The organism is Corallococcus sp. AS-1-12, assembly GCF_020036995.1.
Taxonomy (GTDB): domain Bacteria; phylum Myxococcota; class Myxococcia; order Myxococcales; family Myxococcaceae; genus Corallococcus.
Genome location: NZ_JAIQDD010000036.1, coordinates 36,115 through 61,085, shown reverse-complemented (window position 1 = coordinate 61,085; position 24,971 = coordinate 36,115). Strand labels below are relative to the sequence as shown.

At 72.2% G+C, this 24,971-nt stretch carries 25 protein-coding genes; 12 read left to right on the top strand and 13 right to left on the bottom strand.

From position 1 onward, the window contains the following. Positions 1-46: 46 nt before the first annotated feature. Positions 47-955, top strand: coding sequence for a metallophosphoesterase (locus K8556_RS35050; RefSeq protein WP_223744467.1), 909 nt, complete (start codon positions 47-49; stop codon positions 953-955). 27 nt (positions 956-982) lie between these two features. On the opposite strand, the gene K8556_RS35045 is transcribed toward K8556_RS35050, so the two are convergent. Next, complete coding sequence (locus tag K8556_RS35045; RefSeq protein ID WP_223744466.1) at positions 983-1,420, bottom strand: DoxX family protein; 438 nt, start codon at positions 1,418-1,420, stop codon at positions 983-985. 208 nt (positions 1,421-1,628) lie between these two features. Between K8556_RS35045 and K8556_RS35040 the strand changes: the two genes are divergently transcribed. The 8 genes from K8556_RS35040 to K8556_RS35005 all read left to right on the top strand — a co-directional run bounded on the left by K8556_RS35040 (position 1,629) and on the right by K8556_RS35005 (position 7,455). Then, positions 1,629-2,519 (top strand): transporter, encoded by an 891-nt coding sequence (locus K8556_RS35040; RefSeq protein ID WP_370640014.1) that lies wholly within the window; start codon positions 1,629-1,631, stop codon positions 2,517-2,519. After that, positions 2,519-3,256, top strand: coding sequence for a hypothetical protein (locus tag K8556_RS35035; protein WP_223744465.1), 738 nt, complete (start codon positions 2,519-2,521; stop codon positions 3,254-3,256). Before K8556_RS35040 ends, K8556_RS35035 begins: the two co-directional genes overlap by 1 nt. Next, positions 3,253-4,560, top strand: coding sequence for an ATP-binding protein (locus K8556_RS35030; RefSeq protein WP_223744464.1), 1,308 nt, complete (start codon positions 3,253-3,255; stop codon positions 4,558-4,560). Before K8556_RS35035 ends, K8556_RS35030 begins: the two co-directional genes overlap by 4 nt. Further along, positions 4,557-5,114 (top strand): response regulator transcription factor, encoded by a 558-nt coding sequence (locus tag K8556_RS35025; protein ID WP_223744463.1) that lies wholly within the window; start codon positions 4,557-4,559, stop codon positions 5,112-5,114. Before K8556_RS35030 ends, K8556_RS35025 begins: the two co-directional genes overlap by 4 nt. Before the next feature lie 103 nt (positions 5,115-5,217). Continuing rightward, on the top strand, positions 5,218-5,799 hold the full coding sequence (locus K8556_RS35020) for a type IV toxin-antitoxin system AbiEi family antitoxin domain-containing protein (RefSeq protein WP_223744462.1): 582 nt from the start codon (positions 5,218-5,220) through the stop codon (positions 5,797-5,799). A 12-nt stretch (positions 5,800-5,811) separates the two neighbouring features. Then, entirely contained in the window at positions 5,812-6,579 is a 768-nt protein-coding gene (locus K8556_RS35015; protein ID WP_223744461.1) for a nucleotidyl transferase AbiEii/AbiGii toxin family protein, read from the top strand. 49 nt (positions 6,580-6,628) lie between these two features. Continuing rightward, on the top strand, positions 6,629-6,943 hold the full coding sequence (locus K8556_RS35010; protein ID WP_223744460.1) for a hypothetical protein: 315 nt from the start codon (positions 6,629-6,631) through the stop codon (positions 6,941-6,943). Then, the gene (locus K8556_RS35005) at positions 6,910-7,455 is read left to right on the top strand and encodes a hypothetical protein (protein ID WP_223744459.1); all 546 of its coding nucleotides are present in this window, start codon (positions 6,910-6,912) and stop codon (positions 7,453-7,455) included. Before K8556_RS35010 ends, K8556_RS35005 begins: the two co-directional genes overlap by 34 nt. Before the next feature lie 81 nt (positions 7,456-7,536). Here the strand turns inward: K8556_RS35005 and K8556_RS35000 are convergent, their stop codons facing one another. The 3 genes from K8556_RS35000 to K8556_RS34990 form a co-directional block, all read right to left on the bottom strand. Next, positions 7,537-8,475: a hypothetical protein gene (locus K8556_RS35000; RefSeq protein WP_223744458.1), complete on the bottom strand. Its 939-nt coding sequence runs from the start codon at positions 8,473-8,475 to the stop codon at positions 7,537-7,539. 195 nt (positions 8,476-8,670) lie between these two features. After that, positions 8,671-10,239, bottom strand: a complete 1,569-nt coding sequence (locus tag K8556_RS34995) for an ATP-binding protein (protein WP_223744457.1) — start codon at positions 10,237-10,239, stop codon at positions 8,671-8,673. A 207-nt stretch (positions 10,240-10,446) separates the two neighbouring features. After that, the gene (locus tag K8556_RS34990; RefSeq protein ID WP_370640016.1) at positions 10,447-13,314 is read right to left on the bottom strand and encodes a TonB-dependent receptor domain-containing protein; all 2,868 of its coding nucleotides are present in this window, start codon (positions 13,312-13,314) and stop codon (positions 10,447-10,449) included. 556 nt (positions 13,315-13,870) lie between these two features. Between K8556_RS34990 and K8556_RS34985 the strand changes: the two genes are divergently transcribed. Beyond that, the gene (locus tag K8556_RS34985; protein ID WP_223744455.1) at positions 13,871-14,290 is read left to right on the top strand and encodes a hypothetical protein; all 420 of its coding nucleotides are present in this window, start codon (positions 13,871-13,873) and stop codon (positions 14,288-14,290) included. A 33-nt stretch (positions 14,291-14,323) separates the two neighbouring features. Here the strand turns inward: K8556_RS34985 and K8556_RS34980 are convergent, their stop codons facing one another. The 8 genes from K8556_RS34980 to K8556_RS34945 all read right to left on the bottom strand — a co-directional run bounded on the left by K8556_RS34980 (position 14,324) and on the right by K8556_RS34945 (position 21,996). Continuing rightward, positions 14,324-14,737 (bottom strand): helix-turn-helix transcriptional regulator, encoded by a 414-nt coding sequence (locus K8556_RS34980; RefSeq protein ID WP_223639461.1) that lies wholly within the window; start codon positions 14,735-14,737, stop codon positions 14,324-14,326. Between the two features lie 324 nt (positions 14,738-15,061). Beyond that, a complete protein-coding gene (locus K8556_RS34975) occupies positions 15,062-15,886 on the bottom strand; it encodes a DUF4157 domain-containing protein (protein ID WP_223744454.1) in 825 nt (274 codons plus the stop codon). Then, a complete protein-coding gene (locus K8556_RS34970; protein WP_223744453.1) occupies positions 15,846-16,232 on the bottom strand; it encodes a hypothetical protein in 387 nt (128 codons plus the stop codon). Before K8556_RS34970 ends, K8556_RS34975 begins: the two co-directional genes overlap by 41 nt. 164 nt (positions 16,233-16,396) lie before the next feature. Then, positions 16,397-17,563: a metallophosphoesterase gene (locus tag K8556_RS34965; RefSeq protein ID WP_223744485.1), complete on the bottom strand. Its 1,167-nt coding sequence runs from the start codon at positions 17,561-17,563 to the stop codon at positions 16,397-16,399. A 196-nt stretch (positions 17,564-17,759) separates the two neighbouring features. Further along, on the bottom strand, positions 17,760-20,135 hold the full coding sequence (locus tag K8556_RS34960; protein ID WP_223744452.1) for an MYXO-CTERM sorting domain-containing protein: 2,376 nt from the start codon (positions 20,133-20,135) through the stop codon (positions 17,760-17,762). A gap of 50 nt (positions 20,136-20,185) precedes the next feature. Continuing rightward, positions 20,186-20,686 (bottom strand): hypothetical protein, encoded by a 501-nt coding sequence (locus K8556_RS34955; protein ID WP_223744451.1) that lies wholly within the window; start codon positions 20,684-20,686, stop codon positions 20,186-20,188. Between the two features lie 15 nt (positions 20,687-20,701). Beyond that, the gene (locus K8556_RS34950) at positions 20,702-21,202 is read right to left on the bottom strand and encodes a cupin domain-containing protein (RefSeq protein ID WP_223744450.1); all 501 of its coding nucleotides are present in this window, start codon (positions 21,200-21,202) and stop codon (positions 20,702-20,704) included. Between the two features lie 14 nt (positions 21,203-21,216). Then, positions 21,217-21,996, bottom strand: coding sequence for a class I SAM-dependent methyltransferase (locus tag K8556_RS34945; RefSeq protein WP_223744449.1), 780 nt, complete (start codon positions 21,994-21,996; stop codon positions 21,217-21,219). Between the two features lie 100 nt (positions 21,997-22,096). Here K8556_RS34945 and K8556_RS34940 point away from each other — a divergent pair, with 100 nt between their 5' ends. Together K8556_RS34940 and K8556_RS34935 are read left to right on the top strand one after the other, a co-directional pair. Then, positions 22,097-23,392, top strand: coding sequence for a citrate synthase (locus K8556_RS34940; RefSeq protein WP_223744448.1), 1,296 nt, complete (start codon positions 22,097-22,099; stop codon positions 23,390-23,392). 95 nt (positions 23,393-23,487) lie between these two features. Beyond that, on the top strand, positions 23,488-23,775 hold the full coding sequence (locus tag K8556_RS34935; RefSeq protein ID WP_223744447.1) for a hypothetical protein: 288 nt from the start codon (positions 23,488-23,490) through the stop codon (positions 23,773-23,775). A 76-nt stretch (positions 23,776-23,851) separates the two neighbouring features. On the opposite strand, the gene ychF is transcribed toward K8556_RS34935, so the two are convergent. Beyond that, on the bottom strand, positions 23,852-24,961 hold the full coding sequence (gene ychF / locus K8556_RS34930; protein ID WP_223744446.1) for a redox-regulated ATPase YchF: 1,110 nt from the start codon (positions 24,959-24,961) through the stop codon (positions 23,852-23,854). Positions 24,962-24,971 lie beyond the last annotated feature (10 nt).

The following is a 24,971-nucleotide window of genomic DNA, read 5'->3' as shown; positions in this document are numbered from 1 at the left end:
ACCGCTCACTACAATCGCCCTCGCCCCGCCGGAGGAATCCGAACGCATGCGCCTGAGACTCGCCCGCCGCCGTCACGCCGCTGGTGCCGCCTCCACCCTCGCCATCTCCGAAGCGGTGGAGCCCCACGGTCGCAACGAGCTCCAGGCGCGAGGCCCCGACCCCTTCCGGCCGGACCGGCGGCTGCGCTGGCGGGACCACTTCGTCCTCACGGAGCACCTGCTCCAGTTGGACGCCATCCACCCGGAGCATGACGGGCTGCGGATCGCGCAGCTCTCGGACGTGCACGTGGGCCAGGCGACCAGCGACGTGCGCATCCGCCGCGCGGTGGCCGCGGTGAACGAGGCCGCGCCGGACCTGGTGTTCCTCACGGGCGACTACGTCACGCACAGCCCCAAGCCGCTGCCGCGCGTGCGCCAGTTGCTCCAGGGGCTCAACGGCCCCGTCTTCGTCGTGCTGGGCAACCACGACCACTGGGTGGACGCGCCCTACCTGCGCGCGGGCTTCGAGGACCTGGGCTACACGGTGCTCCAGAACGAGCACCGCGTGGTGCACGTGAGGGGCGCGCCGGTGACGGTGCTGGGCATCGACGACGGGCTCACCGGCATGGAGGACGTGGAGGCCACCTTCCGGGGCGCGCCCACGTCCGGCACGCGGCTGGTGCTGGCCCACACGCCGCCCACCGCGGAGAAGCTGCCCGCGCACGCGGGGCTGGTGCAGTTCTCCGGGCACACCCACGGCGGGCAGTTCATCGTCCGGGGCCTCACGGAGGCCCTCTTCCGCCGCGCGGGCCAGCCCTACATCCGCGGCCACTACCGGGTGAACGGCAACCACCTGTACGTGAACCAGGGGCTGGGCTTCGGCTTCGGCGGGCCGTACCTGCGCCGGGGCAGCACGCCGGAGGTCGCCTTCTTCACCCTGCGCACGCAGCAGGCCGCCTACGTCGGGGCGCTCTGAGCAACCCGCCCGCGCCCCGCGCTCGCTTCAGCGCAGGGGCGCGCCCAGCTTCATGCCGCCCAGGGCGTTCTCGCGCTTCTTGCGCGACAGGCTGAAGGGGCCGGGCCCGAAGTAGACGATGAGCAGGGCGCCTCCCGCCATGGAGAGGTTCTTCATGAAGTGGATGAGGTTGTTCTGCGCCTGCACCGGGTCATCCATCTTCCAGAAGTGGTGGACCATGAAGGCGGACGCCACCAGGAACACCGCGAGCATGGCCGCGCCCAGGCGGGCGAAGGCGCCCAGCAGGACGCACAGGCCCCCCACCACCAGCACCCCGCCGGACACCAGCACCGCCGTGCGCGCGTCGGGCACGCCGGACGCCTGCGCGTAGGCCGTGAGGGCCTGGAGCTGGATGAAGTGATTGAGCCCGCTGGTGATGAAGATGACCGAGAACAACAGCCGTCCCAGCGGTGCGAGCAGCCCCATGAATGACCTCCATGCCTCCGGCGTGTCCTCCCTCAACGCGGACGGGTCGGTGTCATTCTCCAGATAGGCACGGATGGGCGGCCGGACAGCCGGCCCCCGCCCGGCAGCCCGCTCCCCGGCCGGGGAGACCGCCGGTCGGTTCGCACTGGAGGGCTGCGACAACACGCCACAGTGCGCCAGGACGGGGGGACGCTAGGGTGGCCACGCCTTGAGAACCCCCACCCTGGCCCTCCTGAGCGCCGCGCTGCTCCTCGTGCCCACCGCCCCGGCCCGGGCCTGCGCGAGCTGCGCCTGCGGCGACCCCACCCTGACGTCCATGGGAGGCGAGCAGCCCTTCGAGGGGCGCCTGCGGCTGTCCACGATGCTGCGCGCGTGGGGGCACACGGAAGGCGTGACGGGCGTGGACGCGCAGCGGCTGCGCGAGCTGCGCATGGACGTGGCGGTGGCGTACGCGCCCAGGCCCTGGCTGGTGCTGGCGGTGAACCTGCCGCTCCAGGCCCGCGAGGTCCAGGACGTGAGCCTGGGGCTGGAGCGCGGCTGGGGGCTGGGCGACGTCGACGTGACGGCGAAGGCGTTCGTGTGGAAGGACAAGGCGTTCTCCCCGGACCAGTTGGTCAGCGTGGTGGGCGGGGTGAAGCTGCCCACCGGCCCGCGGCTGCACGCGAGGGACGGCACCAGCCTGGGCATCGACGCGCAGCCCGGCAGCGGCTCCGTGGATCCGATGGCGGGGCTGGCGTGGCAGGGCTTCCGGGGCAACTGGTCGTTCCTCGCGAGCGCCCTGGGCTTCCTGCCCTCGCGGGGGCGCGACGACTTCCGGCTGGGCGCGTCGGTGCGCACGCAGGTGGCGGCGCAATACCAGCCCTCCCCCCGCTGGGCGGTGCGGCTGGGCGTGGACACCCGCGCGGAGAAGGCGCCGGACACGAACGGCACGCCGGAAGAGGCGGGCGGGGGCTTCATCGCGTACGCGTCGCCGGACGTCCTCTTCAGCCCGGGCATGGACGTGGTGGTGCAGGCCGGGGTGCGCATCCCTGTCGTCAACCAACTGCGCCGGGTGTCGTCCACGCCCATCGCGGTGCTCTCGCTCGCGTACGACCTGTGATGCTCCGTTTCGCGTGTCTGGCATTGGCGCTGGGGGCCCTGGGCGCGTGCGGTGAGCGCGTGGACGGCATGACCGTCACGCTGGGCCTGGAGCACCGGGCCACCGCGCAGGGCGTGCAGGCGGCGGGAGGCGAGCGCTCCTTCACGCGAGCGGATGGCCAGGTGCTCACGCTGACACGCGGCTACGTGGCGCTGGGCAGCGTGGAGCTGAAGCCGTGCGAGCAGGCGCTGGGGTGGCGGCTCCTGAAGGCGCTGTCGCCCATCGGCACCGCGCACGCGCACTCGGAGGGTTCGCCGTTGAGGCTGGGCACGCCGCACGTCAGCGGCCTGGAGCGGCCGGACGGGAGCGTGCTGCCGCTGGGCACGATACGGCCGCCGCCGGGGCGCTACTGCCGCGCGCGGCTCACCTTCGAGCCCGCGGACGCGGACGCGCAGGGGCTGCCGGGCGCGGACAGCGGCGTGGACATGGTGGAGCACACGCTGTGGCTGGAGGGGACGCGGGTGCCCGCGGGAGGCGGCGAGCCCCAGCCCTTCCGGCTGGTGACGTCCAACATCGCCACGGTGGACGTGGTGCTGGACGGGCTGACGCTGTCCGAGGACGCGCCCGCGGCCGAGCGCACGTTCGTGCTCGCCTGGGATACGTGGCTGGCGGCGGTGGACCTGGAGTCCCCCGGGGCGGCGGCGGCGGCGCTGGACACGGTGGCCCGCTCCGTGGCGATGTCCTCCGTCACGCCATGACGCCCTCCCCGCCGCCTCCCTCCGAACCCTCGCTCCGGGCCCGCATCAACCTGGTGTGGCTCTTGAGGCTGCGCTGGGGCGTGCTGGTGGGGCAGGCGGTGCTGGTGGCGGTGGCGGCGTGGGGGCTGAAGCTGGCGTTGCCGGTGCCCGCGCTGGTGGCGCTGCTGGGCATCGAGGCGGTGACGAACGCGGCGGTGCGCGCGGGGCTCGCGAGGGCGAGGCCGGTGGCGGAGGCGGCCATCTTCGGGCTGATGCTCTGGGACACGCTGGTGCTGACGGGGCTCCTGGCGTTGAGCGGGGGGACGCACAATCCCTTCACGGCGCTGTACCTGGTGAACGTGGCGCTGGGCACGGTGCTGCTGCCGCCGCGCCGCACGTGGGCGATGCTGGGCTTCACGCTGGTGGCGTTCGGGTCGCTGTTCGTGTTGCAGGACGTGACGCTGCCGGGGCTGGAGCGGCCGGACCACGCGGAGCTGATGCGGCTGCACCTGAGCGGCATGTGGGTGGCGTTCGCGGTGGCGGCGGGCTTCATCGTGTATTTCATCCAGCGCGTGACGCGGGCGCTGGCGCTGCGTGAGCAGGAGTTGGAGCAGACCCGGGCCAGGCACGCGAGGCAGGAGAAGGTGGCCTCGCTGGCGACGCTGGCGGCGGGAGCGGCGCATGAGCTGTCCACGCCGCTGTCCACCATCGCGGTGGTGGCGAAGGAGCTGGAGCGGGCGCTCGCGGCCTCCCAGACGTCCGACTCCGTGAGGGAGGACCTGAGGCTGATCCGCCAGCAGGTGGACCGCTGCCGGGACGTGCTGGTGCAGATGTCCGCGGACGCGGGCCAGACCACGGGCGAGCCCTTCCAGCCCATCCCGCTGGAGCGGCTGGTGGAGGAGACGCTGTCGGAGCTGTCCGGCCGCGAGCGGGTGCGGGTGGACGTGCCGGAGGCGTTGAAGGCGCGCCCGGTCCAGGGACCGCCGAGGGCGTTGGCGAGGGTGCTGAGGGGGCTGGTGAAGAACGCGCTCCAGGCGACGCCCGCGGGCCGGGGCGTGGAGCTGCGGGTGTTGCCGGAGGGCACGGGAGCGCGGCTGGAGGTGCGCGACGAGGGCCAGGGCATGCCGGAGGCGGTGCTGACACGCGCGGGTGAGCCGTTCTTCACGACGAAGGCGCCGGGAGAAGGCATGGGGCTGGGACTGTTCCTGGCGCGCTCGCTGGCGGAGCAGTTGGGAGGGTCGCTGGAGCTGCGCTCGAAGGCCGGGGAGGGCACGACGGCGAGCCTGAGCCTGCCGGGAGCGGAAGCGAAGGAGGCGGCGGCATGAGCACGGCGCCAGTGGATCAACGCCCCAGCCTGCTGCTGGTGGACGACGACAGCACGCTGCGCGAGCGATTGGCGCGAGCCTTCCGCGAGCGCGGCTGGGACGTGACGACGGCGGGCAACCACGACGAGGCGATGGTCGCGGCCAGGCGCGAGTCACCGGAGTACGCGGTGGTGGACCTGCGCATGCCGGGCCACAGCGGGCTGGAGCTGGTGCGGGACCTGCTGGCGGTGGACGCGTCCACGCGGGTCATCGTGCTGACGGGTTACGGCAGCATCTCCACGACGGTGGACGCCATCCGGCTGGGAGCGGTGAACTACCTGCCGAAGCCCGCGGACGCGGACGACATCCTGGCGGCGTTCGCGAGGGCGGAAGAGGCCCCCAACGTCGCCGCGCCGGAGACCCTCCAGGCGCCATCGCTGGCGCGAGCGGAGTGGGAACACATCCACCGGGTGCTCGCGGACAGCGCCGGGAACATCTCCGAAGCCGCGCGCAAGCTGGGCATCCATCGAAGGTCGCTCCAGCGGAAGCTGCAGAAGTACCCGCCGTCGCGCTGACGCGGGCGCCCACAACCACACAAAACTAAAATCAGGTTTAACCTCCGCGCGACAGACGGATCTGCTTGTTGCACGAAACTAAAGTGAAATTATAGTTTCGTGCATGAGCATCGAGCCCCCGCTCAAGCCGGACTGGGACCAGCTCTACCGCGTGGCCGAGGGGCAAGAAGGCCTCTTCACGACCCAGCAGGCCGCGCACGCGGGCTATTCGCCACAACTCCTTGCCCACTACGTGCGCATCGGCCGCGTCTCACGGCTCCAGCGAGGCATCTACCGGCTGGTGCACTTCCCTGCCGGTGAGCACGAGGATCTGGTCGCGGTGTGGCTCTGGTCCGAGCAGGTAGGAACCTTCTCGCACCAGACCGCCCTCTCGCTCTACGACCTCTCCGACGTCCTGCCCGCGAGGATCCACCTGACGCTCCCGGAGGCGTGGAAGACGCGCCGCCTGCGCGTGCCAAAGCCCGTCGTGCTCCATTACGCAGACCTGCTCGACTCCGAGCGCCAGTGGGTGGGGGCCGTGCGGGTCACGACTCCCTCTAGGACATTGGATGACTGCGCGAGGGGCGCGCTCACTCCAGACCTGATGCGCCAGGCCGCGCTGCAAGCCCTGCAGCGCGGCATGGTCAGGGGCGCCCTCCCAACCGTGGAGGAGGCCCTGAAGCCCTTTGGAGGACTCGGAGCGTGACGGGCCGCACCTATGCTTCGCCCGCGGCCTTCAAGCAGGCATTGGAACTGCGGCTTCGCGCGGAGGCCTCGAATCGAAAGGGCGCGAGCCACGAAGGATATCGACCTTCGCATCCAAGGCGACCCCAGCGGACTGCTGCTCCAACTGCAGGACGCCGGAAGGCACGAGCTTGGCGACTTCTTTTCGTTCGAGGTCCGCCCGGATCACGAGCATCCCAAGATCCAGAATGAGGGCATGCGCTATGAAGGCCTGCGCTTTCGCGCGGAGTGCAGGCTCGCACAGAAGATCTACAGCCGCCCTTTCGACGTGGACGTCGCCTTTGGGGAGCCCATGCTGGGAACGCCGGATGAGGTCACGGCCCCCGACGTGCTCGGCTTCGCGAACATCGCTCCGCCCCGCCTGCGGCTCTACCCCGTCGAAACCCATCTCGCGGAGAAGCTGCACGCATACACGATGCCTCGCCTGCGGCCGAACTCCCGCGTGAAGGACCTGCCCGACCTCGCGCTGCTGGCGCAGGCACGGAAGTCACTGGAGGCAGAGCGGCTGCGACAAGCGCTCAAGCTGACCTTCGACTTCCGGAATACCCATCCACTGCCGGGCGCCCTTGCCTCTCCCTCCAAGGATTGGGAGATGGCCTACGAGGACCTGGCCCAGGACAACCAGCTCCCCTGGCCCACGCTTGAAGAAGTGACCGAAGCCGCGAAGCGCTTCCTCGACCCCGTCCTGGAAGGAGCCTCCATCACCCGCTGGGACCCGGAGACCTGGAGCTGGAATCAATGACAATCACACAAAAGAACCACATCCCTGACGGAGGCGCTCGCGGCCACGCGTGAACTGCTGGAAGCGCGGGGCTACACGTCAGTCCGTCGTGCGCATCTTCCGCATGACCCAGCAGACCACTGGCAATGACGTCGAGTGGCGCAAGCTGTGGTGGAAGGTCGCCACGGAGCGATGGGAGCAGACCTCGAATCCCCTCGTGAAGGAGGTGGACTTCGACCAGGACGACGCGCAGACCAAGCGGTTGTCCATGCCGCGCGGCGCCCAGCACGGCACCCGCGACCTGGACCTGGAGCAGGCCCTGACGCTGCGCCTGGAATCTCATCGACCGCGGTGCGGGCCCTGCGCGCGGCGGGGCTGCGGGTGACGGTGGTGGCCTACGACACGGACGTGCTCAACGGCAGCGAACGCGACGCCGCCCAGGCCCAGGTCTGGACGAAGCGCCGGGCCGCGAAGCCAGACGAGGTCCAGGTGGTGCTCGCGGTCAACACGCATACCCAGATGAAAAAGGGCACGCAGTGGGACCCGTCCTTCACGCCCATGGCGCACCTGATGAAGGAGCACCGCTCCCTCGTCGTGCTGGAGATGAGCTACGCGCAGGGTCTGCGCTGGGGCTGTGACCTGGACCGCGACAGCAAGCGGGTCTGCGGCATCGTGGGCGCGACGCCCGCGCCCAAGGTGGCCGCCCTCCCCGGCCAGAGCCCGCACATCCTGCTGCAGCCAACGTCCGCCAACGAAAGCCTCCAGGGCCTGCTGTACGTGGGCAGGCGCACCGCCTCCCTGCCAGCCATCCTCGGGCCCCGCGTGGAGCCGCCGAAGGACCCCCGCCAGGCCCCCAGGACCCCCGGCCGCGACCGGCCCCTCCCCGGCATCTTCTAGCGGGCGGACCCGCTGGGAGCCCTCAACGCCCGCCCCGAACACCGCCGCGGCACCCGTTCCTCCCGGGGCCGCGAGTCATGACTACGGGCAGGCGCCGCAGTCCGCCGCGCAGCTATCGGCCGTGTTGCTGGTGCCGCACTTCTCCGTCAACTGGCACACGCCGTCACCGCAGCGGTAGATGTCCTGGGGCAGCATGCGCGTGGTGATGGGCCGGTAGTTCACGCCGTTGTACGTGCAGCGCGTGTAGTACGTCCGCGTGGTGTCCAGCGTGCAGTAGTACCGGCACGCCCCCACGTGCTTCATCGGCGTGCACGCCGTCGTCTCGCTCCAGGACGACAGGCCGCAGGTGCGCACCGTGCTCTCGTCGTAGTCCAGGTACGCGCCGTCGTTCGCAGCGAACACGCCCTCGTTCGTGAAGAGGTTGCCGAAGAAGCACGCCTCCTTCTCGTTGTAGGTGCTCAGCTCGTCCGTGGAGTACGGCATCGCCCCGCCCACCGCGTCGCGCCCCAGCACGGAGATGTTCACGTGCACGCCGTACTTGTTCGCGTGCGCCGCCAGACACGCGCTCACCACCTGCTGCTCCGCCACCGTCGCCGGCTGCCCCCCGGCCCACCCCGGCGACAATCCCAGACTCCCGTCCCACTGGTAGCTCTTCCCCGTGGCCGGCGACTGGTACGTCAGGCGCATCCCCGCCGCCATCGCGCACTTCACCACGTAACGCATCACCATCTCCGACGACGCGGGGTCCTGGTTGAACCAGCTCTGGAACGCGTTCGTGGACAGGCCATTCACCGTCAGCCCATTCACCGTCAGCCCATTCACCGTCAGCCCATTCACCGTCAGCCCATTCACCGTCAGGCCATTCACCGTCAGCCCATTGGTGGAGACCAGCGCGTCCGAGGACCGGCCCGTCGCCTCGGCGGCGTCTTCGATGGGAGCGCCGCAGCCCACCAGCGCCGCGGCCAGACACAGCGCCACCCAGGGAGAGGAAGGGAATGAAACAGGGCGAGGGAGATGCATGGGGACTGCCTCCGCGTGGGTTGGCCTCACGAGCCGTGCGGCCTGATCAACCGGTAAACGCACTCCGACGAAGCGAGCAGCGCCCCTGCCCTCCCGGCCCATCCCCTTCGGTCCTTCGCACAACACGCGCGGCGTGCGGCGGCGGACGCTCCTTCCCTCACCGCACGGAGGCGAACGCTCACCCCTTCCAAAAGATCAGGCGGTTCGCGTCCGACCCCGGCCGGACTTCGCCTTCGCCTTCGGGCGCGGCGGCCGCGGCAGCCGCACCGTGAACGTCGTCCCCTCCTTCTGATTCGACGTCACCTCCACCGTCCCCCCGTGCGCCTGGACGATCTCCTTCACGATGAACAACCCCAGCCCCAGCCCGCTGTTGCGCCGGCCGCCCTGCTCGCGCTCGCCCTCGCCCTGGCGGAACGGATCGAACAGCCGCTCGCGCAGCTCCTCCGGGATGGGGTTGCCCGGGTTCTGCACCTCCAGCACCTGGTGCTCGCCCTTCGCCCAGCAGCGCAGGAACACCGGCGCGTCCGGGCTGCCGTGCTCCAGCGCGTTGCCCACCAGGTTGGAGAGCACCTGCGCCAGCCGCTCCGCGTCCCACTCCCCTTCCGCCTTGCCGTCTACGTCCACCGCCACCGCGCGGTCCGGGTACGCCGCGGACAATTCGTCCACCACCTGCTGGCACACCGCCCCCAGGTCCGTGGGGCCCTTGCGCAGCGGGATGCCGCCGGCCAGCCGGGCGCGCGTCAAATCCAGCAGGTCCGCGATCATGTTCCCCATGCGCGTCGCGGACGCCTCAATCCGCTGCGCATGCTGCCGGTGCTGCTCCGGCGTGCACTCCAGCGGGCCCCGGCGCTTCTGCGCCCGCGCCGACAGCACGATGGCGTTGAGCGGATTGCGCAGGTCATGCCCCAGGATGCCGATGAAGCGCTCGCGGAACCGCGCCTCCTCCACCATCGTCTCCATCTGGCGGGTGCGCTCGGTGACGTCCATCATGGAGCCAATCATCCGCACCGGGCGCCCCTCGTCGTCGCGCGCCAGCACGCCCCGGTCCAGCACGTGCGCCCAACTGCCGTCCGCGCGCTGGAAGCGGTACTCCTCGCTCCAGACGTCGCCCGTGGACGCGACGAACTCCACCAGCCGGTCCACCACCCGGTCCCGGTCGTCGTCGTGCACGCGCTCGCCCCACCAGCCCAGCTTATGCTCCAGCACGGACGTGGCGTGGCCGAACGCGTTCCCCGTCCCCGGGTCCCACCGCACGTGGTCCGTGGCGAAGTGCCAGTCCCACAGCACGTCATGCGTGGCGCGCGTGGCCAGCCGGTAGCGCTCCTCCGCCTCGCGCAGCGCGCTCACCGTCTGCTCCGCCCGGGCCAGCGCCGCCTCCACCTCCTGCCGCGCCGCCCGCTCCCGCTCCGCCTGGTGCGCGTCCGCCGCCTGGCCCTCGTCGCGAGGCAGCAGCCACAGCGCCAATCCCTCTGCGTGCCGCACCACCACGTACCGCCGCCCCGCCGCGTCCCCCGGCAGCATCCCCACGTGCGGCACACCGCGCATCAGCACGCGCACGAACGTCGCCACGTCGAACAGCGCGGCGCCCTCCCGCGTCCACAGGGACACGTGACGGCCCAGCTCCAGGGAGCGCACCCATCCCTCCGCCGGGACGTTCATGGACGTCCACCGGAAGTCGAGCGCTTCGCCTGTCTCCCCGTACAACGGCTCGAGGAGGATGCAGGGCGTCTCGCTGTCAGCGGGCAGTTCCCATGCCGGAGCCATTCCCGGCCCCCAGGACAAACCCATCATCGTGCTCCCCCCGACGCTACAGGTCTGTTCCCCCACCCTTCACGTCGGTGCCGGGCAGGCTGGAAAAACCCGCGTCTCACGGAATACTGACACATCTGGCCAAGAGTGGAGCAGCCCTGGAGGGCAGGGGGCGCGAAAATCGGTTCACCCCCGAGCAGTGGACCTGCCCTCCAGGGCAGGTCAGTACCGGCCCTTGACGCCGATGATGGGCAGGGCGATGGGCAGTCCCACCGCACTCTTGGTCAGGGGTTGCCGGCTGTAGCCGCCGCCCAGGTAGTCGAAGCCCAGCGTCTCCGTGTTGAGGGTGACGTTGAGCATGTCCAGGTAGGCCTCCAGGCTGAACGTCTCGTAGGCCCAGGCCTTGGAGACGCGCAGGTCGAAGCGGAAGAAGGGCGGCAGCCGGTCCACCCGATCGCGATCCACCTGCACCCACGCGGGGCGGCCGTCCGCGTCCACGCCCTCGCGGTGCGTCTGGCTCCCCAGGGTGCCGTACTCCGGACGTCCGCTGTTGAAGTGGAGCACGCCCCCCAGGGTGATGTTGTTGGAGAACTTGTGGCTGACCACCAGGTTCAGGATGTGTGTCTGGTCGAACGCGAAGGGCAGATCCGCGGAGTCCTCGGAGACGGCCCGACCTGACGAGTCATACCGGAAGAAGGTGGTGCGCCGCGTGCTGCGCTGGAGGCTGTACGAAAGCCAGCCGAACCAGTTGTTCCCCAGCGGGTAGCGGATGAGCAGCTCCAACCCATACGCCAGGCCGTGGCTGGTGAAGTCCGGGAGGTCCCAGTCGTCCCGGCTGACCGGCGGTCCATCCACGTCAATCTGCCGCGCGCGCACCCGGCGGAAGCCGTCCTGGCGAGGGGGCCCCCCACCGGAGGGCGGGGGCTCGATGACGTCCGGATCTCCCGGGTCCCCGATGTCGTCCGTCAGGCCCTCGTCGGAGAAGGGCGTGAGCTCGATGGTGCGCAGCATGGGGTTCACGTAGACGTCCAGCCCCACCTCCCACGTGTCGAAGGCCTTCCACTCCACGCCCGTGGAGAGCTGCACGCCCTCCTGGAGGCCCAACAACAGACTGCCCACGTCCACCACCGGCAGGCTGATGAGGGTGGTGGGCGGCTGGTGGAAGAGGCCCGCGCCGCCCTTGAGCGTCACGGTGTCGGTGAGCTTGTGGCGCACGGTGAGGCGCGGCTCGATGACCTTGTGGTCGAAGCCGCCGGACAGGTGGTAGCTGTCCAGGCGCAGGCCGGGCACCACCGTCCATCTGTCGTCGGGCGTCCACACGCCTTCCGCGTACGCGCCGGTGAAGGTGGCCAGCGCCACGGGCACGCGCACCGTGTCCTCGTCCACCGGCTGGCCGTTCTCCACCGTGAGCACGTCCACGATGGCGCGCTTGTGCTCCAGGTCCGCGCCCGCGCGCAGCAGGAGCCGCTCATCCAAGGGCACGCTGTAGCCCAGGCGCCCGGAGAAGTTGTCCTGGTCGATGTAGATTTCGTTCCCGTTGTCCGGCCCGCGCGACACGACGGCGAAGCGGTCCAGGCCCCAGGTGCCGCCCACCTCCAGCTCGCCCTTGCCCAGCGGGTGGCGGCCTCTCAGGTCCACGCGGTGGAAGGCGACGGACTGGAGCGCGGTGTCGCCCTGGTCGTCCTGAGCCTCCGAGCCGAAGGTGTCCGACGAGCCAAAGGCAAACAGCCGCAGCTTGCCCCGCCCCACGTCCTGCTCCACGCGGGCCTGGTAGTCCCAGAAGTCCAGCACCACCTTCGGGTTGGTGCGCCCCGGCGGCGGCGGGTCCTGCAACTGATTGGCCGCGAGCGCGATGATCCACGGCGTATAGGAATAGCGGCCCGCGAGGCTGACGTTGGTGCCGGTGGACTTGAAGGGCGTCTCAATGAAGAAGCCCGCGTTGATGAAGTCCGCGTAGGCGCTGCCGTGCACGCGGTCGTCGCGAGGCCGGGTGAGGCGCCCGTCGATGGCGCCGCCCATCAGCCGGCCGTACTGCGGCGGCGGCGAGCCCGGATAGAAGTCGATGGCGTCCAGGAAGTCCGGGTGGATGACCGCGGGCCCCAGGAACAGGTGGAAGAGGATGGGGATGCGGATGCCGTCCAGGAAGTAGCCCGTGGACGCGGGCTGGCTGCCGCGCACCACCGGGTACGCCACGCCGGACAGCATGCTGCCCACGCCCGGCAGCAGCATCACCACGCGGAACGGGTCGCCCATGGTGCCGGGCACCTCGCGCAGCTCCGCGTCGTGCAGCGTGATGCGGCTGACCTCCGTGCGCTCGCGGTCGCCGCGCACCACCGTCTCGTAGGGGTTCACCACGAGCGGCTCCAGGCCGTAGACGACCTCCAGCGACTCGGTGGACTTGAGCGCCTCGCGGAACAGGCCGGGCTTGTGGCCGGGGGCGAACACGCGCACCGCCTGGCCGCCCGTGGGGAAGCGCGCCTCGAAGCGGCCGTTCTCGTCCGTCTGCACCGGCGAGTCCGGCGCCGCGTCCGACACCAGCGTCGCCCCAATCAGCGGCCGGCGGTTGCCCTTCTGCCGCACCAGGCCCTTGAGGGTGATGGGGCCCCGAAGCTCGGAGCCCGCCAGCGTGCCGCCGTCCGTGGAGGTGGCCACCGGGACGGGCGCCTCGAAGCGGTACTCGAAGAACAGGCGCACCGCGACGGGCTGGCCCTCCATCATCGCGGGGGAGAAGCGCAGGGAGGGCGCCGCGTGCAGCGCGGCCTCGTCGAGCAGCGGGTGCACGCCCTCCACCAGCGTGGCGGTGTCCACCTCGCCCGCCTCGTCCACCAGCAGCTCCAGCTTCACCGTGCCCGCCACGCCCTCGCCCACCAGCCGGGGCGGGTACGGCGCGGGCGAGTCCCGCACCAGCGCGGGCGGCACGAAGGCGGCCAGGGCGGGGCCCGCGTCCGCGCCGCCTGCCTGCCCCGGCGGAGCCGCGCCGGGCTCCACCGCCCAGCCGCCGTCCGGGGTGCGCTGGAGCTCCGCCTCCTTCGCGACCGTGCCCGTGCCCCCGTCCTGGGGGCCGTCCCCCTCGGTCCACGGCGCGTCCATGCTCCGCGGGGCCGCGCCGGTCGTGAGGTTCTCCTGGGTGACGGGCAGGCCCGCGTCCAGGGTGTCGCCCAGGCGGGCACTGCCAGGGTCCGGTTCAGGAGCCTGGGCCCGGGCGGGGAGCGCCAGGCACGACAGGCCCAGGGAAAGCGCCAGCGCGGCGGCGTGCCAGGGCGTGCTCCTCTTCGCGAAGGTCATGGGCGATGGCGTTCGTGCAAGGAAGGTCCCGGCCAGCGCCCATGAGGCCAGGGGATGTCCGCCCTGACAAGCGCTGCGCCGTGACGCGTGCCATCACCGCCCGGCCGGGGCCCCGCCCGCGCCGCGCCCTTTCCGCTGGAGGACATTGTCTCCGCGCGTCACGTCTCGCCGTGGATGCCGGGGCCACTCCCCGGGACGGGGCGCCCCATTTCGGATCCATCCCCACCTTCCAGGAAGTCGCCCTTTCCCATTCCCCGGACGCCATGCCCATGGTGGAACGCCCCACCCCTCCCAGACCTCTCTTCCACGACATGCTCCAAGGCAGGGTGCGCGCGGCGTCCGGCGTCACGCGAGCCTGCTTATGATTCCCCCGCCGTCCCTGCGCTACCTTCCCCACGGACTGCTCGCGTCACTGCTGTTGTGCCTGATGTTGATGCCGCTGCTCTTCCCGCCGTCGCTGGCGCGCGCGGGCAATGAGGGGCCGGACACGTTCATCGACGAAGGGCCCCCCGGGGCCACGCCCTCCAGGGAGGCCACCTTCGTCTTCACCGCCACCACGCTGAAGCCCGTGTTCTGGTGCTCGCTGGACGGCAGCCTCTACATCCCCTGCGAATCCCCGTGGCGCCTGAAGGACCTGCCCCTGGGCGAGCACACCCTGGACGTGTACGCGGTGGACGTGAACACCGCGCAGCGCGACCCCACCCCGTCCGGCTGGGTGTGGCGGGTGACGCAAGCCGATCCGCGCAAGGGCACGGCCCGCCCTCCCGCGTCGGCTCCCTGAGCCCCAAGAGCCGCCGCCGGAGCCGGGAGGCCCCTACCGGCGCGTGGGCAGGATGGCGCTGGCCACCAGGCTCATCAGCTTGAGCTGGGGGCGCGGCAGCCGGCGCACCGCGCGCAACAGGCGGCGCATCTCCGGCAGGTCGTCCTTGTCCGTGGAGTCCTCCTCCCACAGCCCCGCGCCCGCCGCCGCCGCCAGGGCCAGCCCCAGGGACGCGTCCGCGGACAACTGCAGCGCCAGGCACAGGCGGAACAGCGTGGGCACGCTGGGCATCATCTTGCCCCGCTCCAGCCGGCCGTAGACCTCCGACGCGATGCCGACGCGATCCGCCACGTCCGCCTGCGTGAGGCCAGCCCGCAGCCGCGCGGCCCGGGCCGCCGCCCCCACGCTGACCGCCAGCTTGCGCTCCAACTGCCGCCGCGACAGCGCCGCCGCCGACGCGGGCGCCACACGGGGCTTCTTCCGGACGCGGCCGGATGCGAGACGACCTCGGGGGTGGGTTTTCACCACATCAACCTTGCACGTGACGTCCGGTGGGGTGGCCGCAAGGCTCGCGACCCCGCCACCGCCGGAACGGTTCAGAGGTCGTTATAACCCGCCACGTCACCCGGGCCCATCCCTATATGGCAGGTAGTCCCGCATTCCCCCGTCCACGGGAAGCGCGCCGTTCACGGGTCCATTAGCCCACATGAAACGACACACGCGTCCTGGGAGTCCTGGGGGATTGTCCGGGTTCGGGGCCCGGGGTTGCGCCGGGCCGCCTGGGGGAAGGCCCTAGGGGGCGCCCCGTCCGGCGTAGAGGCAGTCCAGGGCCTCGTCCAGCAGGCACAGGGCGGCGTCGCTCCAGCCGCGCAGCCGCTGCTGGGGCGTGGGGCGGCCCACGTGGGGGATGAGCTGCGCGTCGGCGGCGTCCTCGATGAACTGCGCCTGCTGCTCCGGGTTGAGCTCCGCCCAGCGCCGGTGGCCCACGGCCTTGCGCCAGTCGTAGCCGTCCCCCAGGTACTGGGCCGCGAGCGCGCCGCTCAGGTAGCCCGTGCCGCCGTGCTGGTGCTGCCACACGTGCGTGAGCTCGTGCACCAGCAGCCGGAAGCCCACCGCGCCGTAGCCGGGCGGGATGAAGAGGACGTCCCCGTGGGCGAACGCGCGGCCCGGCAGGCCCAGCAGGCCCAGGGCGCCTTCCTTCACGCGCACGCAGCGGTAGTCCAGGCTGTCGCCGAAGATGGGACGCAGCCGGTCCACCTCCGCGTCCGTCAGCCGGCGGCCCACGGGCTCCAGGCCCGACACCACCTGCACGGCGGACAGCACGCGCCCGCCCAGCATCAGCACCAGGTCCACCGGCACCTGCGCCACGCGGAACAGGCAGCGCTTGAGCTGCGGCAGCCCGTCCCGCGAGCGCCCCGTCGCGCAGCGGGCCATGCCGCTGGCGAAGAGCACCAGCGCCAGGTACGCGCTGCGCGCGGCGCCCGCGGACGCCCCGGCGATGCCGGTGAACAGCCCGTGGCCCGCGTCCGCCACCCGCGCCGTCAACGGCGCCAGGCGGGGAGCGTCACGGCGGGACTCACGGACGGCTTGCGGATTGAGCGAGGTGGGAGACCCCAAGGACCCTCTCCAGGAGCGTGCGCAGCTCACCGGCCCGCCAGGGCCGGCCGAGTGCGAAGTGGGTGTCACAGGCCGTCAGGAAGGTGGCGCTCGCCTCGGGACGGAAACCGGAGGACAGGAGGATGCGCGGACCGTGGAAGCCCCGGTCCACCAGACGGCAGAGGAAGTCGCTCACGACGCGGCGATCCGCGTCCAGGTCCAGCACCAGCCCGTCCACCGCCACGCCCATGTCCAGCCGCCGGTCCGCCGACGTCGCCCCCAGCGCCGTCACCACCCGGCACGCCAGCCCCACCTCACGCGCCACCGCCAGCCGGACCTCGGGGGCCTCGGAGACCACCAGCAGCACCGGCGCCGCCTTCCCCGTCCGGGGCGATGCGGCCGGGACCCGGGTCCCGCGCCGCGCACCCGGCACCCCGGGCACCGTGGGACGGCTGAAAGCGAATTCCGGGACAAGGAGGGAAGACGGTGCGGTGGCCACGTCCCGAACAATAAGCAGCAAGAACGGAAATATCAAGCTTGGCTTGAATCACCGTCAGAACGGGGAGCTCCTACCAGGGTGAGGGATGCGATCTCCGGAGCGGGGCCCAGGCGCAGGGGGGGCCCCCAGTAGCCGGTGCCGCGGTGCGTATAGACCCGGGTCCCGGCGACGGTGGCCAGGCCCCGGACGACGGGCTGCTGGAGCTTCACGAAGAACATGAAGGGGAAGATCTGCCCGCCGTGGGTGTGGCCGGACAACTGGAGGTCCACGCGCAGGCCCTGGAGGGACAGGGCGGTGCGGGGCTGGTGGGCCAGCAGCAGGCGGGGCACGTCCGGCGGGGCACCGGCGAGCGCGAGGTCGGGGCGGCTGGCCAGGGGTGGATCCATGTGGCCGGCGTCATGGTCGGTGACGCCCGCGACGACGAGCCTCGCGCCGCCGCGCTCCACGACGCGGTGCTCGTTGGTGAGGACGGTGATGCCCAGCCGGGAGACCTCGGCCATCCAGGCGCGGGCGCCGTGGTAGAACTCGTGGTTCCCGGTGACGTAGTAGACGCCCAGCGGGGCCTTGAGGGACGCGAGCGGCGTCATCTGGTCGCGCAGCGCGTCCACGGAGCCGTCCACCAGGTCGCCGGTGATGGCGACGAGGTCCGGCGCCAGGGCGTTGACCTGGTCCACCACGCGCTGGAGCCACACGCCGTCCAGGGTGGGGCCCACGTGCACGTCGGACAGTTGCACGACGCGGAGGCCGTCCAGGCCCGGGCCCAGGTCCTTCAGGGCCACGGTGGTGCGCTCCACGCGGGCCCTGCCGCGCGCGGTGACGAAGGCGAAGGCCACGGCGGGCACGGCGGTGCCCAGCACGGCGGCCGCGCGGCCCCGGGCGAGCGCGTGCATGTCCGTGACGGCGCCGGACAGCGACAGCGCGGCGCCCACGACGTCCGAGGCGAGCACCGCGGTGAGGAACACGCCGAACGCGCCCAGCCAGAGGTACGCGCCCCACTGGATGACGCGGGTGAAGCCGGTGGCCTCGCTCCGGCGCGAGGCGGCGCGGAACCCCGCCAGCAGGACGAGGAAGCAGAGGCCCAGCAGCCCCCAGCCCACGGCGGCCCAGGGGGCGGGCCAGCCGGGCGCGGAGAAGAGGCGCAGGCCGATGTAGACGTGCAGCGCGACGGGCAGGCCCAACCCCAGCAGCAGGGACACCATCCACCGCCAGGCCGGGGCCCGGGCCGGGCGCCGGGCCCGCCGGGAGGGAGCTTCTTCCGAGGACACGTCCGTCGTCACGCGCGCCACCCTGTCGTCCCGGGAGCCGGGACGCCTTCGAGCGCGGGTAGATAACGGCCACCCTCATGGCGCGCCCGCCGACCCGGCCGGACGCCTGGAGGGCCCCTTCCGCTCCGGCTCAGCTCGACGAACGGCGGCGGCGCGCCAGGGCGCCCAGGCCCACCAGCGCCCAGAGGCTGATCATCCCCGCGGGCGCGGACCCGCAGCCGCAGCCCACGTCCAGGTCCGTGGGGCCTCGCACCTGGAAGCCCACCTCCGGTGAGCGCGGCCCCGCCTCGCCCTGGGCCGTCACCACCTGCGCGACGACCTTGTGCGCCCCCGTCGCGAGCGCGGTGTCCGCCGTCAGCACGTGGCGGAAGACGCCCTCCGCGTCCGCGGTGGCGGTCGCGAGCGCCGCGCCGTCCAGCTCCAGCCGCACGGACGTGCCGGGCAGCGCCACGCCCACGAACATGAAGGCCGGATCCACCGTGGCGCCCTCCTCGGGCACGAGCACCATGGGCGTCGCCGGATCCACCGTGCCCGCGTCGGTGCCGCCGTCCGCGCCGGCCACCACCACCTCGAAGCCCACGACGTCGGAGTACGGCCCGTCATCCCCCGCCTCGTTGTGCGAGTGCACCGTGACCTTGTGCGGCCCCACGCCCAGCGGCGCGGAGTCCGGCACCTGGTAGCGGAAGCGCCCCAGCAGGTCCAACGGCACGAGGATGTCCGGCCCGTCGTCGATGACCACGCCCACGTTCACGCCGTTGGGCGCGGTGCCGGCGAACAGCGGCGTGGGCCCCACGGTGTCCCCGTTCGAGGGCACCACCAGCACGGCCATCTGCACGACGCCGCCGTCCGCGAGCACCACCGCGGGCGTGCTGAAGCGCACCGGCGTGGAGGCCTTGCTCGCCACGCCCAGCGCCTCCGCCCACGCGACGACGTCGTGCGCGCCCGCGCTCAGCGGCGTGGAGGGGTCGAAGGTGAAGCGGCCGTCCGAGCCCGGCACCACCGCGCCAATCTCCCGCCCATCCACGACCAGGTGGACGATAGGCCCGGTCGTGCCCGCGGTCCCCTCGAAGCGCGGGCGCGTGGTGGTGGAGGCCTCGCCCGACACGGGCGCCGTGATGGCGGGCGTGACGGGCACCTGGAAGGACTGGACCACCTGATCCACCGTCCCGGTGGACGTGCCGGCCGGGGGCGTGCCGCCATCCGACGTCGCGGAGGCCGGCCCCGCGCCGTACGAACCCGCGCCCGGATAGCCGGACACGCCCGCGCTGCCCGCGCTCGCGTTGGGCGCGCACGCGATGCTCTTGCCCTCGAGCAGGATGCGGCCCCCGGCGCCACCCCCGCCCGGCCCGAAGGGCTGCTTGTCCATCAGGGTGTTGCCGCCCGCGCCACCCCGCGCCTCCACCCCGCCGCAGTTCACGAACTCCACCGCGCGCAGCACCACCGCGCCGCCCGCGCCGCCACCGCCCGCGCCGTCGTTGCCCGCGGACGCCCCCGCGGTCGAGCCCGAGGCGCTGTAGACGCCCCTGCCGTCGAACGCGCTGGCGCGGATGAACACCACGCCGCCGCCCGCGGCGCCGTTGGAGCCGGCCGTGTCGAAGCCCTGCCCCGCGCCGCCTCCGCCGCCGAACGTGAATCGCTCGAAGAGGGAGTAGCTCAGCGGCGCGCCGCCCACCCCGCCCTGGTCGCGCGCGCCGTCCCCCGCGGACGTGCGCCCACCGAAACCGCCCACCCCGCCGTGTCCGCCACCGCCACCGCCGGCCGCCGCGCAGATGCCGCCGCCACCGCCGTTGGTCAGGTTGCCGCGCCCGCTGGCGAGCCCGGTCCGGGACACCGTGCCCGCCACGCCCTCGCCGCGCTCGGCGCCGCCCTTGCCCTGCTCCAGCTCCATCGCCGTGCAGCCCGTCAGGTCGGCGGTGTCAGGCTGGAAGACGCCGCCCTGGTAGCCCAGGCCATCCGCGTCGATGCGGCCGTCGTTGACCACCTTCCCGCGCACCAGCATCGCGAGGATGCCGCCGGACCGGCCGTTCCACGGCGTCACGGTGAGCCGCGCGCCCTCCTGGATGTTGACGTCGGAGTACTCGGCCACGCGCACCACCTGGGCGCGCCCCGTGGCGTACGCGTAGCGCAGCGGCGCGGTCAGCGTGAGGACGGCGGGCGTGGTGGCCGACACCTTCTCCACCCGCGCCAGCTCCCAGCGCCCCACCGTGACCGACCCCACCAGCGACACGGGCTTCGTGTTGCCCACGTCAGGCGCGGAGGACAGGCCGGTGCTCTCGTGGATCATCACCAGGTCGCCGGCGGCGATCTTGAGGCCGGACACGGCCAGCTCCAGCCCCCCCGCCGCGACGCTCTTTCCCAGCGGGGCGTGCTCGCTCAGGGCGACGCCCTGCCCCGTGGCGAGGGTGAGCGCGCCGTCGCGTCCGGTGCCCAGGTCAAAGGAATCCGGCTCCGCGCGAGCGACCTGCGCCAGGAGCAATCCAACGATGAGAGCCAGCGTGATGCGCATGCCCCCATGGTGCCCCACCGGCCGTCCGGGGTCGAGGGAGGCCCCCGGCTTCAGCGGGACGGAATCAGGTCCTGGAGCCCTCGCGCGTTGAGGGGCGCGAAGAAGGGCTGCCGCAACAGCCGCCCCAGGGCGCGGCGCTCGACGCAGAGCAGTTGCAGCGAGTCCTCCCACTCCCCCAGCACCGCCACCGCGCGCACGTCGGCCGCGTCGCGGTACAGGTCGTTGAGGTTGTGCACGAGCGCGGACACGTCCTCCACCTCCCAGCGCTCCGTGACGTCGCCCGCCGCGACGTGCAGCTCCAGCGCGGGGCGCTCGCGCACGTCCACGACCTTGAGCCTGCGGGCCGCGCCGCCCATGGCCGCGGTGAGCGGGCCCACCAGCTCATCCGGCCGGACGCCGTACCCCACGGTGAGCCCGCCCACGAGCAGGCCCGCGTCGCACAGCCGCAGCAGCGACACGTGGGGAGGCTCGCCCTTCGGGACGAGCCCGGACGCGGCGGCGGGGTCCTTGAGCAGCCGCTCGCGGTCGAGCGCATCCAGCAGGGAGGCCATGGCGGGGCCACCCTATCAGGGCTCCTCGCCCTCCCAGTAATCCACCTGCGCGTCCAGGGGCAGGTACGCGTGCAGCGTGCGCGAGGCCTTGTCGCCCCCGGGCGCGGCGCCCGCGAAGACGCCCACCTTCTTCGAGTCCGGGTACACGAGCACGTCCGGCGCCTCCATGGTGGAGAAGCACAGGTAGCGCAGCGGTTGTGGGCCGTCGTTGATGAGCTGGTGCGCGCACTCCGCGCCCGGCGGCAGCGCGACGTAGTCCCCTTCGCGCACGGGCAGCGTCTCCGTGCCCAGGCGCAGCGAGCCCGTGCCGGACAGCACGTACACGGCCTCTTCATTGCCCAGGTGGTAGTGCAGCGGCCACGAGCGGCGGCCCGGCGGAATCTCCACCAGGCTGCACCCGAGCTTGCGCCCGTGCGCGGCGGCGCCCAGTTGCTTGCGCTTGAGCGCCACGCGGCGGCCGTGGGCGAGCTCGGTCCAGGGAACGTCTTCGGCGTGGATGAGGTGGGGCGAGGCCATGGGGGGCTCCTGTTTCACGGGCGCTCCGCGACGAGCGCGAACACGCGGTGGGGAACGGACATCGGCTCCTGGGGGAAGCGCGCGGCGAGGAGCGCGGCCAGCGCGGCGTCGAAGCGGGCCACCTGCTCGGGCGCGAGCATGGCGCCGATCCGCGCGTTGGCGCGCATCCGTCCGCGCCACGCTTCGTGGGTGTAGGGCGTGAGCGTGTCGAAGGTGAAGGACGTGAGGGACTGGAAGCCGGCCACGCCCACGTCGCGGAACCACTGCGGGTAGAGGCCCACGCCCTGGCCGAAGTGGTCCACGGCCAGTTGGACGCGGGGACTGAACTGCTCCACCAGGGCCTCGGTGGCCTCCAGCAGGTTGCCGGGCAGGGCGGTCCAGTCGAAGTGGCAGAGGATCAGCTTCCCGCCGGGCTTGAGCAGGCGGAACACCTCGCGCGCGGCGGCGGCGCGGTCGAACCAGTGCCAGCACTGGCCCGCGAACACGCGGTCGAAGGTCCCCGAGGGCAGGCCGGTGTTCTCCGCGGGCGCCTCACGGAAGTCCACGGCGAGGCCCTCGTCGCGGGCGAGCCGGGCCGCGGCCTCCAACTGCGGAGCGGACACATCCAGGGCGGTGACGTCGCAGCCGCGCCGGGCCAGGTTGCGCGCGACGGTGCCGGTGCCCGTGCCCAGGTCGAGCACGCGCAGGCCGGGCGTGAGCACGCCGTCCTGTTCGAGCCGTGTGTAGAAGGCCTCCGGGAAGCCTGCCCGGTGCTTCGCGTAGTCCGACGACGTGCGTCCGAAATCCACGTTCATGGTCGTTCTCCCCGCCAGGTCATGCCTCGCCCACGAGCGGCCCAGCTCGACAGGAGGGTCCAGTCGAGTCGAGACTCCGCGCCCGGGAGGCACGTGAAACATGGTGCGTCGCGCAGGGGGACGTTCTCAATCTCGATTCGACCATCCAGTTGAGGAGGAGCTGCTGCGCGCGGAGGAGGCGGCGGCCCTGCTGGGCGTGAAGCGGGCGACGCTCTACACCTACGTCAGCCGGGGGCTCGTGCGGTGCGTGCCGGAGAAGGGCACGAAGGAGAACCGCTACCTGCGCGCGGACGTGGAGCGGCTGAAGACGCGCCACGACGCCCGCGCGGGCCACGCGGCGGTGGCGTCCGGAGCCCTGCGCTGGGGCGAGCCCGTCATCGACTCGTCGGTGTCACGCATCAGCGAAGAGGGGCTCGCGTACCGGGGCCACGACGCGGTGGCGCTGGCCACGCGAGGCCACCGCTTCGAGGACGTGGCGGAGTTGCTGTGGACCGGGCACCTGCCGCGGGAGCCCACCGCATGGCCCGCGCCGGAAGCGCAGCCATCGCCCGTCACCCCCACCGCCCTGGCGGCCATGCTGCCGCGAGACACCCCGCCCCTCTCCGCGCTCGCGGCGCTGGTGCCGCTCCTCGCCGCGAACGACGCGGGCCGCTTCGCCGCGCCCGTGGAGCAGGACATGCTCCGCGCGCGCAGGCTCATCCGTCACCTGGGCGCCTGGGTCTGCGTGGCCCAGGCTCCCGGCCGCGTGGCTCGCGCGTTGAAGGAACCCACGGTGGCCGCCTCACTCGCCACGGCCTGGGACGCGAAGCCGAAGCGGACCGCGGAGCTGATCAACCTGGCGCTGGTGCTCTGCGCCGACCACGAGCTGAACACCTCCACCTTCGCGGCCCGCGTGACGGCCTCCTCCGGCGCGGACCTGTACGCGTGCATCAGCGCGGCGCTCGCGGCCATCTCCGGCCACCGCCACGGCGGCGCCTGCGACCGCGTGGAAGCGCTCATCGCGGAGGTCGGCCGCCCGGAGCGCGCCGCGCAGGTCGTCCACGGCCGCCTGCGCCGGGGCGAAGCCGTGACGGGCTTCGGCCACCGCCTCTACCTGAAGGGCGACCCGCGCACGCCGCCCCTCGTCGCCGCCGCGTTGAGCGTGAAGCCCGAAGCCCCCAGGGTCCGCGTGGCCCGCGCCGTCATGGACACCATGCGCGACGCCGGCCATCCCCCACCGTCCCTGGACTGGGGCCTGGTGATGCTCGCGGACGCGCTGGGCCTGCCCTCCGGCGCCGCCACCGTGCTCTTCAGCCTGGGACGCACCGCGGGCTGGGTCGCCCACGTCCTGGAGCAGCGGGAACAGGGCCACCTGCTCCGCCCCCGCGCACGCTACGTGGAAGCCCCCGCCCGGTAGCACCGTGAAACATTTCAAACGGCTGTCACATGGCGTGCACGCCGCGCGGCTTTCCGTTTGGTGCTCCGGGCTCCCGTGCGCACACTGGCGGCCCCGTGAACACCTCCCGCCCGACCCTGCCCTATCCCGCCCTGATGCTGCTCGGCAACGTGGCGTTCATCGCCTCGTGGATCGTCATCCTCAAGCGCCCCGAGGGCTGGCAGGTCGTGGGCCCCGTGCTCCTGCTCCTCTTCCTGGGCCTGCGCGTGGGCGGCGTGTGGAAGTACGCCCTGAACCACCCGGACCCCGCCGGCCGCACGAAGCGCTCGGCCATCCTCTCCACCGTGCTGGCCGCACTGGCCGTGGGCCTCTGGGGCTATACGTGGCTGAGCGGTCCCCGCTAGCAAACGAAACGGGCGCCCCTTCCGTGAGTGGAAGGCAGCGCCCGTCGTCACTTCCCACAATGGGGAAGGCCCCGCGTCAGACGTTGAAGCGGAAGTGCATGCAGTCGCCGTCCTGCACGACGTACTCCTTGCCCTCCACGCGCAGCAGGCCCTTCTCCTTCACCGCCGACTCGCTGCCCAGCTTCACCAGGTCGGTCCACGAGAAGACCTCCGCCTTGATGAAGCCGCGCTCGAAGTCGGAGTGGATGACGCCCGCCGCCTGCGGCGCCTTGAAGCCCTTGTGGATGGTCCAGGCGCGGCACTCCTGCTCGCCCACCGTGAAGTACGTCCACAGGCCCAGCAGCTTGTAGCCCTCGCGAACCACCTTGTGCAGGCCCGGCTCCGTCAGGCCGGAGTCCGCCAGGAAGCCGGGACGGTCGGACTCGGGGAGCTGCTGGATTTCAGACTCCAGCGCCGCCGCCAGCACCACCACGCCCGCGCCCTCCTTCGCGGCCATCTCGCGCACCGCCTGCACGCGCGGGTCCGCGTCCTCCTTGCCAATCTGCTTCTCGCTGATGTTCGCCACGTACAGCACGGGCTTGTCCGTCAGCAGGAACAGGTCCTGGATGGCCGCCTTCTCTTCGTCGGTGAGCTTCTGCGCGCGCACCGTGACGCCTTCATCCAGCTTCGCCTTGATGCGCTCCAGGAGCGCGACCTCGGCCTTGGCCTCTTCGCCCGCCTTGCCGCCAACCTTGGTGTTCTTCAGCGAGCGCTCGCGGCGCTTCTCCACGGTCTCCAGGTCCTTGAGGCACAGCTCCGTGTCGACCACGTCCCGGTCCCGCACCGGGTTCACGCCTCCCTCGACGTGGGTGACGTTGTCGTCCTCGAAGCAGCGCAGCACGTGGAGCACCGCGTTCACCTGCCGGATGTTCCCCAGGAACTGGTTGCCCAGGCCCTCGCCCTTGGACGCGCCGCGCACCAGGCCGGCGATGTCCACGAACTCCAGCGACGTGGGGATCTTCTTCAGCGGCTTCACGAGCGCCGACAACTGGTCCAGGCGGTCGTCCGGCACCGGCACCACGCCCACGTTCGGCTCGATGGTGCAGAACGGATAGTTCGCCGCCTGCGCGCCCGCGGCGGACAGGGCGTTGAACAGGGTGGACTTGCCCACGTTGGGCAGACCGACGATGCCGATGGAGAGAGCCATGATGGATTCC